At 33.6% G+C, this 15,018-nt stretch carries 13 protein-coding genes; 8 read left to right on the top strand and 5 right to left on the bottom strand.

Features of this window, described 5'->3' with window-relative positions:
* Together P700755_RS00585 and P700755_RS00580 are read left to right on the top strand one after the other, a co-directional pair.
* Positions 1 to 1,272, top strand: a complete 1,272-nt coding sequence (locus tag P700755_RS00585) for a glycosyltransferase family protein (RefSeq protein WP_015022814.1) — start codon at positions 1 to 3, stop codon at positions 1,270 to 1,272.
* Between the two features lie 6 nt (positions 1,273 to 1,278).
* Positions 1,279 to 2,745: a lipopolysaccharide biosynthesis protein gene (locus P700755_RS00580; RefSeq protein ID WP_015022813.1), complete on the top strand. Its 1,467-nt coding sequence runs from the start codon at positions 1,279 to 1,281 to the stop codon at positions 2,743 to 2,745.
* A 110-nt stretch (positions 2,746 to 2,855) separates the two neighbouring features.
* Here P700755_RS00580 and uvrA read toward each other — a convergent pair whose 3' ends face one another.
* The gene (uvrA, locus tag P700755_RS00575; RefSeq protein ID WP_015022812.1) at positions 2,856 to 5,648 is read right to left on the bottom strand and encodes an excinuclease ABC subunit UvrA; all 2,793 of its coding nucleotides are present in this window, start codon (positions 5,646 to 5,648) and stop codon (positions 2,856 to 2,858) included.
* Positions 5,649 to 5,864: 216 nt separating this feature from the next.
* On the opposite strand from uvrA, the gene P700755_RS00570 reads away from it, so the two are divergent.
* Together P700755_RS00570 and P700755_RS20220 are read left to right on the top strand one after the other, a co-directional pair.
* On the top strand, positions 5,865 to 6,452 hold the full coding sequence (locus P700755_RS00570; RefSeq protein ID WP_015022811.1) for an RNA polymerase sigma factor: 588 nt from the start codon (positions 5,865 to 5,867) through the stop codon (positions 6,450 to 6,452).
* A gap of 53 nt (positions 6,453 to 6,505) precedes the next feature.
* Positions 6,506 to 6,655, top strand: coding sequence for a hypothetical protein (locus tag P700755_RS20220; protein ID WP_015022810.1), 150 nt, complete (start codon positions 6,506 to 6,508; stop codon positions 6,653 to 6,655).
* A 30-nt stretch (positions 6,656 to 6,685) separates the two neighbouring features.
* On the opposite strand, the gene P700755_RS00565 is transcribed toward P700755_RS20220, so the two are convergent.
* A complete protein-coding gene (locus tag P700755_RS00565) occupies positions 6,686 to 7,354 on the bottom strand; it encodes an endonuclease III domain-containing protein (RefSeq protein ID WP_015022809.1) in 669 nt (222 codons plus the stop codon).
* Positions 7,355 to 7,384: 30 nt separating this feature from the next.
* Between P700755_RS00565 and bcp the strand changes: the two genes are divergently transcribed.
* On the top strand, positions 7,385 to 7,834 hold the full coding sequence (gene bcp, locus P700755_RS00560) for a thioredoxin-dependent thiol peroxidase (protein ID WP_015022808.1): 450 nt from the start codon (positions 7,385 to 7,387) through the stop codon (positions 7,832 to 7,834).
* A 29-nt stretch (positions 7,835 to 7,863) separates the two neighbouring features.
* Positions 7,864 to 8,760, top strand: a complete 897-nt coding sequence (gene xerD, locus P700755_RS00555) for a site-specific tyrosine recombinase XerD (protein WP_015022807.1) — start codon at positions 7,864 to 7,866, stop codon at positions 8,758 to 8,760.
* A 3-nt stretch (positions 8,761 to 8,763) separates the two neighbouring features.
* Here xerD and P700755_RS00550 read toward each other — a convergent pair whose 3' ends face one another.
* Both P700755_RS00550 and P700755_RS00545 read right to left on the bottom strand, forming a co-directional pair.
* A complete protein-coding gene (locus P700755_RS00550) occupies positions 8,764 to 9,369 on the bottom strand; it encodes a hypothetical protein (RefSeq protein ID WP_015022806.1) in 606 nt (201 codons plus the stop codon).
* A 2-nt stretch (positions 9,370 to 9,371) separates the two neighbouring features.
* Complete coding sequence (locus tag P700755_RS00545; RefSeq protein WP_015022805.1) at positions 9,372 to 9,866, bottom strand: RNA polymerase sigma factor; 495 nt, start codon at positions 9,864 to 9,866, stop codon at positions 9,372 to 9,374.
* Positions 9,867 to 9,952: 86 nt separating this feature from the next.
* On the opposite strand from P700755_RS00545, the gene P700755_RS00540 reads away from it, so the two are divergent.
* Positions 9,953 to 11,248, top strand: coding sequence for an NAD(P)/FAD-dependent oxidoreductase (locus tag P700755_RS00540; protein WP_015022804.1), 1,296 nt, complete (start codon positions 9,953 to 9,955; stop codon positions 11,246 to 11,248).
* Between the two features lie 73 nt (positions 11,249 to 11,321).
* On the opposite strand, the gene P700755_RS00535 is transcribed toward P700755_RS00540, so the two are convergent.
* Positions 11,322 to 12,431, bottom strand: a complete 1,110-nt coding sequence (locus P700755_RS00535; protein WP_015022803.1) for a TlpA disulfide reductase family protein — start codon at positions 12,429 to 12,431, stop codon at positions 11,322 to 11,324.
* Between the two features lie 152 nt (positions 12,432 to 12,583).
* On the opposite strand from P700755_RS00535, the gene P700755_RS00530 reads away from it, so the two are divergent.
* Entirely contained in the window at positions 12,584 to 14,962 is a 2,379-nt protein-coding gene (locus tag P700755_RS00530) for a GAF domain-containing protein (protein WP_015022802.1), read from the top strand.
* Positions 14,963 to 15,018: the final 56 nt, after the last annotated feature.

The raw sequence follows: 15,018 nt of genomic DNA, 5'->3' as shown, positions 1-15,018 counted from the left end.
ATGAAAAAAGTATTGATTGTGACCTATTATTGGCCGCCAGCAGGAGGTCCAGGAGTACAGCGTTGGCTTAAATTCTCCAAGTATTTGCCAGAATTTGGTATTCAGCCTATTATTTATAAACCCAAAAATCCAAGTTATCCTATTCTTGATTTTTCTTTGGAAGTGAGTTCAGAAGTTGTGGTTCTTGAAAAACCTATTTTTGAACCCTATGCAATGGCCAACCTTTTATCGAAAGATGACACTAAAACAATTAGTAGCGGTATTATTAAATCAAAAGCTAGACAATCCTGGTCTGAGCAGTTAATGCTTTACATCAGAGGTAATTTTTTTATCCCCGATGCAAGAAAGTTTTGGGTGAAGCCCTCTGTTGACTATTTGAAAGAGTTTCTTTCAAATAGTCAGATAGACACCATAATTACAACGGGTCCTCCACATAGTATGCACCTTATAGGGAAAGCTTTAAAACAGGCCAATCCTCATCTTCAATGGATCGCAGACTTTAGAGATCCTTGGACAACCATAGGTTACCATTCCGCCTTGAAACTTACCGTCTCTTCTCAAGCTAAACATAAAGCATTAGAAAAGGAAGTATTAGACTTAGCAGATCAAATTATAGTGACTAGTTCTCAAACTAAAGGCGAGTTTGAAACCAAAACTAAAACTCCTGTAGACGTGATCACAAACGGCTTTGAAGATACATCGATGTATGTTGAGCTTAGCGAAAACTTTACAATCTCTCATATAGGCTCACTGCTTAATGATAGAAATCCAAAAGTTTTGTGGGAGGTTTTTGCAGAATTGATAGAAGAGGATCTAGTCTTTAAAGACTTCTTTGAACTAAAATTAATTGGTAAAGTCAGTGATAGTGTTTTAGAATCGGCCTATCAATCTGGTTTAAAAAAGTTTGTGAGTATCATTGGTTATTTGGACCATAAAGATGCTGTTGAGAGCCAAAGAAGTTCTCAAATGCTCTTGCTCATTGAAATTAACAAACCAGAAAATAAGAGTATTGTCCCAGGCAAAATTTTCGAGTATTTAGCCTCCAGACGCCCTATTTTAGCCATTGGTCCTAAGGGTTGGGATGTCAACCAAATTATTTCTGAAACCCATTCAGGCAAATGTTTTAACTACGATGAAAAAACAAGCCTAAAAAGCTATGTCAAAGAGGCTTTTAAGGCTTTTTTAAATGGTAAATTGAAATCTAATACTAAAAACATCGATCAATATCACCGCAAGAATTTAACTCAAAAGCTGGTAAAACTTATCAAATGATCTCCCATGGGAATAGTCGCCAAACAATCCTTCAGAAACTTGATTTCAACCTATTTGGGTTTTGGGATTGGAGCGATTAATGTTTTGATATTCTACCCGATGTTTTTAACCGTAGAATATTACGGTTTAGTTGCTTTTTTACTATCGGCTGGAAATTTATTCTGGCCATTTATGGCTCTTGGTGTTCACAACACAATCGTTAAATACTTTAGCAGATATAGCTTAAAAGAAGACGTTGATAAGCTTTTTAACTTTGCTCTTTTACTGCCTTTGGGATTAGGAGTTTTGTTGGCTTTTGTAGGAGTCTTAGTTTACGATAGCTTGTTGAATTATTTTGAAGGTGAAAATGATTTAGTCCAACCTTATGTGTGGGGTATTTTTGTGATTGCTATGACCACTGCTTATTTTGAAATTTTTTTTGCTTGGGCAAAAGTCTACTACAAAAGTGTCTTTGGAACTTTGATGCGAGAATTGTTTCATAGGATAGCTATTTCTATTTTACTGATCTTTCTTTATTTTGAATTTATTGACGTTTCATTATTTATTTATCTACTCATACTTGTTTTCTTCTTGAGAACATTGGTGATGATGGTCTATGCGCTTAGATTGTATACTCCCCGCTTTAGCTTTGAACTCCCTAGAGAACTGAAGGATATAATTAGCTATTCCCTGCTTATTTTTATTGCAGGAACAGTAGCTGTTGCGCTTTTCGATCTGGATAAAGTTATGATTGAATACTTTATGCCTATAGAACATGTTTCTATTTATGGAATTGCTATCTATATCGCTACTGTAATAGCAGTACCCTCTAAAGCAATGCATCAAATTACAAATCCAATTACTGCTAAATATTTAAATTCTCAAGATTTTCTTCTTTTGAAAGATCTTTATGTAAGAAGTTCTAATACCCTTTTCTTAATTAGTGGATTAATTTTTACACTTATCGTCACCAATGTGCATCAGCTTTATCAAATCATTCCAGAGCCCTACAGGATCGGAGTGAGTATTGTTTTTTTGATCAGTCTTGTAAAGCTGTCAGACAATATTTTAGGGAATAACAACAGCATTATTTTTAATTCAAAATATTATAAAACTATCCTGATAGTTGGCCTTGTCGTTGTTGGAATAGCTTTTCTTTTAAATATGTGGTTAATCCCAACATTTGGAATTTACGGAGCAGCTTATGCAACCTTTATTTCTTTTATGGTGTATAATATTTTCAAATTAATTTTTGTAAAAATCACTTTTGGAATTCATCCTTTTAATAAGAAGAGTCTTTATATCTCAATAATCATATCACTTTTGAGCCTTAGCTTCTATTTCTGGGATTTTGCAGTAGTTCACGCTTTAGTCAATATTATCCTTAAATCTATTATGATTACTAGCTTATATCTTATTGCAAGTTTAAAGGGAGAGCTATCTAAAGACTTGTCCAAATTTTATCATTTGATCTTTAAAAAGAAAACTCCTTAGCCTATTTAAGACTAAGGAGTTTTCCGAATTAATCAACCAAAAATTACTTTAAGGCATAAGGCCTCGACATACACTCTAACCATTAGTGAGTCGTAAAAATTTCTGAATCTTTACACTTTCATCTTTAAATATTGACCAGTAAATGAGGACTTTACTTGGGCGACTTGTTCCGGAGTTCCTTCGGCAAGTAATTTACCCCCGTTTATTCCTCCTTCAGGACCAAGATCGATCACATGGTCTGCACATTTTATTAAGTCGATGTTATGTTCAATAACCACTACACTATGGCCATTTTCTATAAGTGCTTCAAAAGATTTCAGCAATTTACTGATATCATGAAAATGAAGTCCTGTAGTGGGCTCATCAAAAATGAAAAGGGTCTTATCTGCATTTTTACCTTTGGTAAGAAATGAAGCTAATTTGATACGCTGAGCTTCACCACCAGATAAAGTAGACGAACTTTGTCCTAAAGCGACATACCCCAAACCTACTTCTTGTAGAGCTTCCAGCTTATTGGAAATTTTCGTTTCATTATGAGACGAGAAAAATTCCATAGCATCATCAATCGTCATGGATAAGATGTCATCTATATTTTTACCTTCAAACTTCACATCTAGAACTTGCTGTTTAAAGCGCTTTCCGTAACAAGCTTCACATTCTAAGTGAACATCTGCCATAAATTGCATTTCGATAGTCACTTCACCTTCACCTTCACAAGTGTCGCAACGACCTCCTTCTACATTAAAACTGAAATGTTTTGGTCTGAAATCCCTGATTTTAGAAAGCTTTTGCTTGGCAAATAAATTCCGAATATCATCATAAGCTTTGATATAGGTCACAGGGTTAGATCTAGAGGATCTCCCTATCGGATTTTGGTCTACATATTCTATATGTTTGATGTGCTTGAAGTTTCCGTCAATACCATCAAACTGTCCAGCTTTGGTTCCGTAGCCTCCATTATGCTTAATCATAGCAGGGTATAGAATTCTTTTAACAAGTGTACTTTTACCACTTCCAGAAACTCCTGTGATAGCTACAAAACAATCTAAAGGAACTTTAACATTGATGTTTTTTAAGTTGTTTTCTCTGGCTCCTTTTAGTTCTACAAAAGCTTTCGTCTTACGCCTTTTTTTAGGGATTTCGATTTCTTTTTTTCCATTGAGGTACGAAGACGTCAGTGAGGATCCTTTTAGAATCTCTTTATAACTTCCCTTGCCGACGAGATCCCCTCCATGAGTTCCAGCTTCTGGGCCAATGTCTATGATATAATCTGCAGCTTTCATTATATCTTCATCATGCTCTACCACAATAACTGTATTGCCCAGATCTCTTAAGTTTTTTAAAACTTCAATTAAGCGTTTATTGTCTTTAGAATGTAGACCAATGGAAGGTTCGTCAAGAATATACATGGAACCTACCAGACTACTTCCTAAAGAGGTAGCCAAATTAATACGTTGGGATTCTCCACCAGAAAGGGTGTTGGACTTTCGGTTAAGCGATAAGTAGGTTAAACCTACATCTATTAAAAATTTAAGCCTATTATTGATTTCTCTCAATAAGCGCTTGGCAACAATTGTATCGTGCTCGTTAAGCTTTAGATTTTCAAAAAACTCACTGACTTTATCAATAGGTAAATCGACTAGGTCTGTGATATTAACGTCGTTAATTTTGACGTAGGTGGTTTCTTTTTTAAGTCGTCTTCCTTTACATTCTGGACATTTGGTTCGTCCTCGGTATCTGGATAATAAAACCCTATTTTGAATTTTATAGGCTTTGGATTTTACCACTACAAAAAACTCATTGACACCAGTTATGTACTGATTTCCATTCCAGATTATATTTTTTTGTTCGTCTGTCAATTCAAAATAAGGCGTGTGAACTGGAAAATCGAATTTATGAGCATTTTTTATCAACTCTTTTTTATACCAACCTAAAGTCTCTCCATTCCATGGAGCAATACATCCTTCGTATACACTTAAGCCAGTATTTGGAATAACTAAAGCTTCATCAATATCTACAATATCGCCATAACCTTCGCATTTGGGACAAGCCCCAACAGGATTATTGAAGCTAAAAAGGTGCACACTGGATTCTGTGAATTGCATGCCATCGAGCTCAAATTTATTATTGAAATTGGTGAGTTGGCTAGAAGCTACATCTTCGATATTCAATTCTCCCTTGCCTTCGTAAAAAGCATTTTGAATTGAATCTGCTAATCGGTTATAAAAATCTTCGTCATGCTTGACAACAATTCGATCTACAACTATAGAAAGTTCGCTCTTTTCAGATATTTTTTGCTCTAAAGCATCACTTATTTTTAAGATCTTATGATCAACCTTAATTCGGCTAAAGCCTTGTTGCTGAAGTATTTTTATTTTTTCCTCTATAGTTCTATTCTTTTCTAAACTTACAGGAGCAAGAAGTAGTAATTTTTGTTTTTCTTCGAGTGACTTTACAAAGTCAATCACATCGGTGACTCTATGTTTTTTAACTTCATTGCCAGAAATGGGAGAGAGCGTTTTTCCTACTCTGGCATATAGTAACTTTAGGTAGTCATAGATTTCAGTAGAGGTTCCTACTGTAGATCTGGGATTTGTGGAATTCACCTTTTGTTCAATAGCTATTGCGGGTGAAATACCTTTAATATAATCTACTTTAGGCTTATCTAATCTGCCAAGAAATTGCCTAGCATAAGCTGAAAGGCTTTCTACATAGCGTCTTTGACCTTCTGCATATAGAGTGTCGAATGCTAATGTAGATTTTCCAGAGCCAGATAGTCCTGTAATAACGACTAGCTTATTTCTGGGTATAACAACATCAATATTTTTAAGATTGTGAAGTTTCGCTCCTTTAATAATAATATACTCTTTGGGATCGAATTTATCTAAATTTATTTGTTTCATAGACTAATGGAATGTTGCAAATATAAAGATATGTCACTCCAAATTGGAGTTGAATACAACCGTATAATGTGTTAAATTTATTAACGGTGTGTGATGTGTTAACTTATATTTATATATTAGCTCTATAAATAATAGCCTATATAACACTTTTACTTAAAAATATTTTTAATTATTAACGCCACCACTTCAGGATAGGTGTTTATTTAAGTAAAGGACATGAATAGAACTCCAATTTCTTCGGAAGCTATATTAGTAAAGCAATACATAGACGGTGATGAAAAATCTCTTTCTACTTTAATCAATAGGCATCAACAAAAAATTTTTAGTTTCATTTTTTCTAAAGTTTATGATAAAGATTTAGCTGAAGATATTTTCCAAGATACCTTCATTAAAGTAATTAGAACTTTAAAGCGCGGCAAGTATAATGAAGAAGGTAAATTCCTTCCTTGGGTAATGAGAATTGCTCATAATTTGGTCATAGATCATTTCAGAAAAAGTAACAGGATGCCAAAGTTTGAAGGGAAAGGAGATTTTGAAATTTTAGATTTCATGACCGATGGTGATCTTAACGCTGAGCGGCAAATTATAAAAACTCAGATTGAAACTGATTTGCATGAATTAATTAAAGAACTTCCACAAGATCAGCTAGAAGTTTTGGAAATGCGAATTTTTAAAGAGATGAGTTTTAAGGAAATTGCCTTTAAAACAGATGTTAGTATCAATACAGCATTAGGCCGTATGCGTTATGCCCTTATCAATTTGAGAAAAATTATAGAAAAGCACCAAGTCGTCTTGACCAATTAGTCTACAATAATTCGTAAAAAATTGCGTTTTTGTAATATCTTAAATTTACAGATATGGCAAAAATTTACTTAAACGAAGCATCTCGAACTCCTTCAAAGAGTATGAAACCTTCAGCAAAAACAGTTAGATTAATTTTGGATTTTTCTAAAGCTTTTACTGTAGTGACCTACAAAAACCTTCAGTTCGATAGTGTTCAAAATTAATGGATTAATCCTTAAATCGAAAAGACTTCTTTATTTAAATTTAGAAGCCTTTTTTTTGTTGTAGTCATCGATTACAGACTTTCGTCCAATGGTTTTTGTGATGATATCTTTTTCCAAGTCCCATGCTCTGGCAGGAGAATATTGTCGTCCATACCAAATAATCTGTAGATGTAGATCGTTCCACACCTCTTGAGGGAACAATCGCTTAGCATCTTTTTCTGTTTTTTGAACATTTTTACCAGTAGTAAGCCCCCAGCGGTACATCAATCTGTGGATGTGAGTATCCACAGGAAAAGTGGAAACACCAAAAGCTTGTGCTAAAACTACACTAGCAGTTTTATGACCAACAGCTGGTAATTCTTCCAAACCCTCGAAACTTTGAGGTACTTTCCCATTGTATTTTTCGATTATAATTTGAGAAAGACCATAAATACCTTTAGATTTCATAGGCGATAATCCAACGGGCTTAATTATTTCTCGTATTTGATCAGCACTCATTTTTATCATGTCCCAAGGATTATCGGCCCTTTCAAAAAGAAGTGGAGTAATTTGGTTTACCTTTACATCTGTGCTTTGTGCAGAAAGCAACACAGCAATCAATAAAGTATAAGGATCTTTATGGTCTAGAGGTATTGGAATTTCTGGGTAAATTTCCTCTAACGTATTTATAACAAAATCTACTTTTTCAGATTTTTTCATTTGCTTTACTTTTATACAAAAATAGGAATTATGACAACATTAAAAGCAGGAGATAAAGCTCCAAATTTTGAAGCTAAAGATCAGGATGGAAACATACATAGCTTAAAAGATTATGAAGGAAAAAAACTTGTTGTTTTTTTCTATCCCAAGGCGAGTACTCCTGGTTGTACTGCAGAAGCTTGTAACTTGAGAGACAACTGGAAAGCTTTACAAGCTCAAGGTTATTATATATTAGGGGTGAGTGCAGATTCACAGAAGCGCCAACAAAATTTTAAAAATAAATATGAGCTCCCATTTCCACTTCTCGCAGATGAAGACAAATCGGTTATTGAAGCCTTTGGAGTTTGGGGACCCAAAAAATTTATGGGCAAAGAATATGACGGTATTCATAGAACCAGTTTTATTATAGATGAAAATGGAGTTTTAGATGAGGTGATTACAAAGGTGAAAACCAAAACTCACGCTGAACAAATTCTGTAATTTTAAAATAATCATCTTAACTTGCCTTCATGAAATGGCAAGAAGCAATTCAAGATTTTACATATTACCTTAAAATAGAAAGAGGACTAGCCGATAATACTGTTCAAAATTATCGGCTAGATATCTTAAAACTAGCCAACTATATTTCAGAATATAATGCGACTCTTACCCCAGAGCTCGTTGATGAAGAGACCCTTCAAAGTTTCATTTACTCTATTTCAAAAGTTATCAATGAACGATCTCAGGCCCGATTAATTTCAGGTTTAAAAAGTTTTTTTGATTATCTCATTTTCGAAGATTATAGAAAAACCAACCCTTTGGAGCTTATTGAATCCCCTCGATTAGGAAGGAGGTTGCCAGATACGCTGTCTACGGATGAAATAGATCAACTTGTTGAAGCTATAGACCTTTCACATCTGCAAGGTCACCGCAATAAAGCTATTATAGAAACATTGTACGGTTGTGGCCTGCGTGTCAGTGAACTCGTAGAACTTAAAATTTCAGATCTTTTTTTTGAGAAAGGTTTTATAAAAGTAATTGGAAAAGGAAATAAAGAAAGACTAGTTCCCATCAATACGTACACACAGAAATTCATCAGTATTTATAAAGAGGAGTTTAGAATACATCTGAATCAGCAATCAGAGTTTAAAGATATTTTATTTCTGAATAGGCGAGGGGCTCAGTTAACTCGTGCTATGATTTTTACGATTGTAAAACAATTGGCTAAAAAAATAAATCTTCAAAAAAACATTAGCCCTCATACTTTTAGGCATTCTTTTGCAACTCATCTGTTGGAGAATGGAGCCAACTTAAGAGTTATTCAACAAATGCTAGGTCACGAAAGCATCACAACAACAGAAATTTACATGCATTTGGATAAAACTCACCTTAAGTCAGTTTTAGAAAATTACCATCCAAGAGCTTAATTGCTAAACTTCTATTTTACTTAATATTTTATAGTTTTTGTAAAGACGCTTGGTCAATATCCCATAAAGTAATCTATAGAGAAGCAAGAAGAAGGCGAGGATAATCAACAAGATAAAAACCATGGTTCCTGTTATAATCCATATTTCTGTAGGATCTAACTCAGTTTGACTTAAAATGATTTTTGTGGACGTTATTATAAAAATAATAGCTAGAAATATAATGTTATAGCGCACATAGTATTTTACAGTTGAGCGTGTTTTGATGATCTGCTTCATAAGTTGTCTAGCAGAATCATTGACTTGTATACGTTTGTAATTTCTAAAAAAAACAATAATAAATCCAACAAGGACTGTATAATTAATGATCGAAGATAGTCTTAGAAACCAATTAAATCCAATGCTCTCAATAACAGAATTATAATCTTGAGAAAAGCTTAGTAACTCTACAATAATCCAAAATGAAAATTCTAAAATACTGATAATCAAAATCCACTTCACATTAGAAGAAGACTTCTTATGAATCATAGGAAATAGCTCATCTTTTGAGTAGTTGGGCAAATTTTTTGTTCTATTCTGCCAGTCCTTTTTTATAAGATCTAATTCATCCATAATTAAGGATTCAATATGTTTTTTAATTTTGTTTTCACTCTATTCATTTTCACTCTAGCATTAACTTCAGAAATTCCTAAAGCTTCAGATATTTCAGTATAAGGTTTGTCTTCCAGGTAAAGCAGGACCAGCGCTTTGTCAATATCATTTAATTCTTTAATGGCTGCATACATCAATTTTAAGTTATCATCTAAAGTTGAATCATAACCCTCAGAAGAAATCTTAAAATCATAGTCTTCCCAAGGCGAAGTTTGCACCCTTCTTTTTTTCTTTCTGTAAAGAGTTATCGCTGTATTAAAAGCGACACGATACATCCATGTGCTAAACTTAGATTCTTCCCGAAACTTAGGGTAAGCTTTCCAAAGTTGAACGGTTATCTCCTGAAACAAATCTTTATGTGAATCAGCATCATAAGTATACATCCTACAGATTTTATGAGCAATGTTCTGATGCTTTTCTAATAGGTCGATAAATTTTTTCTCTAAGGAGGTCTTCAAAACTATACATTACGTTTATATGTCGTTAAATTTACCGAAAGTTACATCCTAAACAGGAAAAGATAGTAATTTTAAAAAAAAAAGTTATGAACATTCCAATTACAGATTTGCCAAGGGTGGTTATTATAGGGGCTGGTTTTGGTGGAGTAAGCTTAGTAAATGATCTAGAGAAAAAACCATTTCAGGTGGTTATGCTAGATAAGAGGAATTATCACACTTTTCAACCTTTATTATATCAAGTATCAACCTCTGGTCTAGAGCCTGACTCTATAGCATATCCCATACGAAAGATTCTTAAAAATAATAAGGATGCTTATTTCAGAATGGCAGATGTCGAGCATATCGACTCCGATAAACAATTAATCCATACAAACATAGGAGAGGTTACTTATGATTATTTGGTGATTGCAACTGGGTCAAAGACTAATTTCTTTGGAAATAAAAGTGTAGAGGACAACGCTATTTGGATGAAAACAATACCCCAAGCTCTAAACTTGAGGAGTTTGATTTTGGAAAATTTTGAAGAAGCTACAATAGCAGAAGATCCTGAAAGAAAAAAAGCTTTACTGAATTTTGTTATTGCAGGTGCAGGGCCCACAGGCGTTGAACTTAGTGGTGCCATTGCAGAACTTCGTAAAAATGTAATTCCTAAAGACTATCAAGATATCGATCCTAAGGATATTCATATTCATTTAATAGAGGGGATGGATAAAGTGCTACCTCCAATGAGTGCAAAATCTTCTAAAAATGCAAAGAAATACTTAGAAGAACTTGGTGTCGAAATTCACCTCAATACCTTCGTTGAATCTTATGACGACCATATCGTTAGGACAAGTAACAAAGACCTCTCTTTTCCTACAGAAACTTTTATCTGGAGTGCTGGTGTAACTGGAGCATCTGTAGAAGGACTTAAGAATGGAGCTTTGATGGATAAATCAAACCAATACAATGTAAATGTATTTAACCAAGTAGAAGGTTATGAAACTATATTTGCAATAGGTGACATTGCTTTAATGGTAAGCGCAAAGTATCCGAAAGGCCATCCTATGGTTGCCCAACCTGCTATTCAACAGGGTGCGCATTTGGCAAAAAATTTGTTGAGAACTATAAATAAGCAATCTCTTACTCCTTTTGAATATTTCGATAAAGGAACCATGGCAACAGTAGGAAGAAATAAAGCTGTGGTTGACATAGGTAAAATCCAATTTGGTGGTCCCTTTGCTTGGTTTGTGTGGATGTTTGTTCATCTGTGGTTCCTAGTTGGATTCAGGAATAGAATAGTCACTTTTTTTAACTGGACTTACAGCTATATCAATTACGATAGAGCGGCTCGCCTAATTGTGAGGCCTTTTAAAGCGGAGAAAATAAGATCTCCCGACTAGGTGTTATGAATACTTAAAAAGGGACTTTTCACCATAGTGAAAAGTCCCTTTTTAAGTGGAAGTTTAATAAGATTTATTTTTCTAAAACTTCTTTTACCTTATCTCGTAAAGCTTGACCTCGAAGGTCTTTACCAACAATAACGCCCTTTTCATCAATTAAGAATGCTGCTGGGATAGCTTTTACTCCATATTTTTGGGCTATTGGTTCTTGCCAGTACATTAGGTTTGAAATATGATTCCATTCCAATTGATCATCCTCAATAGCTTTTAACCAAGAATTTTTGCTATTTGGCTTGTCTAAAGAAATACCTATTACAGAGAACCCTTTATCTTTATAGTCTTTATATATACTTACAATGTTAGGATTTTCGACACGACAGGGTCTACACCAAGAAGCCCAAAAATCAATAAGGGTTACTTTACCCATTGCTTCATCAAGAGTTAGCTCCTCTCCGCTTGGTGTTGGTCCTGAAAATTTCGGAGCTTCTGCTCCAACATCAGTAGCGCCTATTTTTGCAATATTTTGGCCCAACATTCTACCTAGGGGGGTATCCTTTACAATATCAATAAAGCCTTCGTAAAGGGATTTCATTTTATTAGAGGGAACAGATTTAGAATTCATCACATCAGACAAAGCCATCATTCCCACTATAGAGTTGGTGTGAGACTTAATGAAATCCAAAGTAGCTTTTTTTGATTCTTCTGCCAAGGCATCCATATCTAATCTAGCATCTAGAATGGCAATTTCTTCTTGATTCTGTGTAGCCTGTGTATGCTGATTTTTAATGAAATTTTTCTTTTCTGCAAAATTGGTGATGATGCTGATATAGTTTTTTAATAAGATGTTATGTTCACCTGCTTTTATTTTAGAATTTCTCAAATTTTCATTTGAAACATCAATCTTTATTGTTTCAGCATCATTAATAAAAATGATGTTACCGTCCACACCTTCGATTTGAATAAGATTGATATCTTGAATTTTGGAGGTAGTTAAATCAAATTCAAAAGAATTGTTATTCACCTGAGTCGTGTCTATCGGGACAGGAACATTTTGCGGACCTAAAAGAGCCAAGTAGACATTGGTTCCATCAGGAACTTCATCAATAGATGCTTCGAGTTTTGGAGAGGATGAGTTACATCCTAAAAGAAGAACTAAGATCGAAAAGGCATATAAAATTTTCATTTAATTTAATTTTGATTTTGTACAAAAATAGACAACTCTAAAAGAGTAGAAGAATTACTTAAGAATAAAATAGCCAAAACTTATAAAAGTATCTTAAGTGAACTATCAAATCTTCCCGTTATAAATAGTATTGTATTTTTGTATATTTAACTATGGATCACTATAAAGATATTTATCCTTTTAGAATAAAATTGAGTTTTCAAAAAATATTGGATAACTTCAGCCAACGCTTGGAAACTGAAACCAATCCTATTTCCAAAACATATATAAAAGGTGTTTTAGAATACTCTAAATCTTACCCAGAGTTATTTGAAGGTATCGAAGACTTTGAAAACCTAGATGTCTACCAAGATCAAATAAAAATTCTTCTTGATGATCTGTTTCCAGATGTGTTAACTTACAATGAGATAAAAGTCGCTACAGTTCCTTTTCGCTCTAAAATGTTTAGAAAAACCAAGCGATTTGAATCCATACTGAATTCAGTAAAAGATAAAGACTTTGAATTTCTACCTAGAAATTTCAATATCGAAAAGGATTATATTTTAGCTTGTATCATAATTTTAAATACGTATTACAACTATAATATTGATTTTTTCCGCCCAGAATATTATGATGTACCAGATGCAAATGGCAACCTAAAGAATTATCGACTTTTTATAAATGCTGATTTTATTGAACTCATCCCCACAAAAGAGGCTTTAGATATCACAGATAAAGATATAGATGAGCTTTTAAATCGTTATGATGATATTGATTTTTGGAAGGAAAAATTTCCTCCAAACTCATGGATATTCAAAGGATTTGCAATTCTAAATCTTTCTGATGTTACAGCAGACAATAGCATTTCTGAAATTAAAACCCTGTTATTAAACAACAATATACTCTCAGATTCAAAGATTATTTCTACGAAAATGAGAGATGTTTTAAGCTCTATTTTTAGTCTGCCCAAGTTAAAATTTGGCTTTGCTCTTTTTGATGATGTCGAAGAGAAATTTCAACATATAAATATAAAATATATAGAAAGTTTTATTTTAGATTCAGTTTCTGAAAATGGATGTAGAGAAGCTTTTTGTGAAGGAGCTTATAATTCTATTGTCACTCGACATGCTTATTTTAGTATTCCAGATGTGGAAAATTATGCTGAGAAAAATCCTACTAATAAATTCGCAAATCATCTACATCAAAAATCTATAAAATCAGCTATACTAGCACCGGTGATTAAAAATGAAAAGCTTCTAGCCATTCTCGAACTGGTGAGCTATTCCAAAAATGATTTAAATAATATCAATGCTACAAAGCTTGATGATATCGTTCCTTACATCGCTGAGACCGTAGAAAATTACAAACAAGAAAAGCAAAACCGCATAAAGGCAGTCATTCAAAGTGAATACACCTCAATACACCCGAGTGTAGAATGGAAATTTCAAGAAGAAGCAGAAAAGTTTTTAGAAGGTTATGCAAATAAGGAAGAGGCTAACTTAGATGAGATTACCTTTAAAAAGGTTTATCCACTTTTTGGCCAAATAGACATTGCAGAATCGTCAACCCAAAGAAATTCTGCGATTCAAAATGATTTAATTCAACAACTCAATCAAGTTCTAAATATAATTAATTCAGCCTTTGAAGCTCAACCTATTCCGGTCTACGAGCAAATGGGATATAGAATTACAGATAATCTTTCAAGTTTAATGGAGGGAATCACAGCTTCAACAGAGCAGAAAACCGATAACCTTTTAAAAAATGATATTCTACCTATCTTGGAGCACATCAAAAATAATGTTCCAGACTGCAAACTTATAGTCACTACTTACTTAAAAAAAGTAGAAGCAGGTGCCAAAGCTTTTCATGAACAAAGAGATGAGTTTGATGAGACGGTTTCTACCTTAAACTCTTGCATGGCCAACTATATCGATTTGAAGCAAGTGGAAGCACAAAAAATATTTCCGCATTATTTTGATCGTTACAAGACTGATGGTGTTGAACATAATATGTACATAGGTCAATCCATTACTCGGGAACAAAAATTTAGTGAAGTAATGCTTCAAAATTTGAGACTATGGCAACTCAATGTGATGTGCGAGATGGAAAACAAATTTTATAAATTGCAAGATTCTAATGTCTTAAAGTTAAGTTCTAGATCTTTGATTTTAGCGTTCAATAATACCTTAAGTATTAATTATAGAATGGATGAAAAGCACTTTGATGTCGACGGATCCTATAATGCTCGTTATGAAATCATCAAAAAAAGAATAGATAAAGCCTTTATAAAGCATACCGAAGAGCGTATTACCTCCAAAGGGAAACTAGCTATTGTCTACTCTCAAAAAGAATCTGAAAGAGAATACCTGAAATATATTCATTACTTGCAGAGGAAGAAGTATCTAGATGAGAATGTTGAGGTGCTTAATGTTGAAGATTTACAAGGGGTTTCAGGTCTAAAAGCATTAAGGGTTGGGATTTTATACCATACCGACAAAAGCGAAGCTTCTGGTTTAACTTATGAAGATCTGATAGAATCTTTAAGGAGTTAAAATTTAAATTAATTGAAAAAATAAATTCTTTAATTTAATAGATCAAAGATTGTCTG

The organism is Psychroflexus torquis ATCC 700755, from assembly GCF_000153485.2.
Taxonomy (GTDB): Bacteria; Bacteroidota; Bacteroidia; order Flavobacteriales; family Flavobacteriaceae; genus Psychroflexus; species Psychroflexus torquis.
Note: the sequence above shows the minus strand (reverse complement) of the source record. Positions and strands in the feature narration are given on the sequence as shown.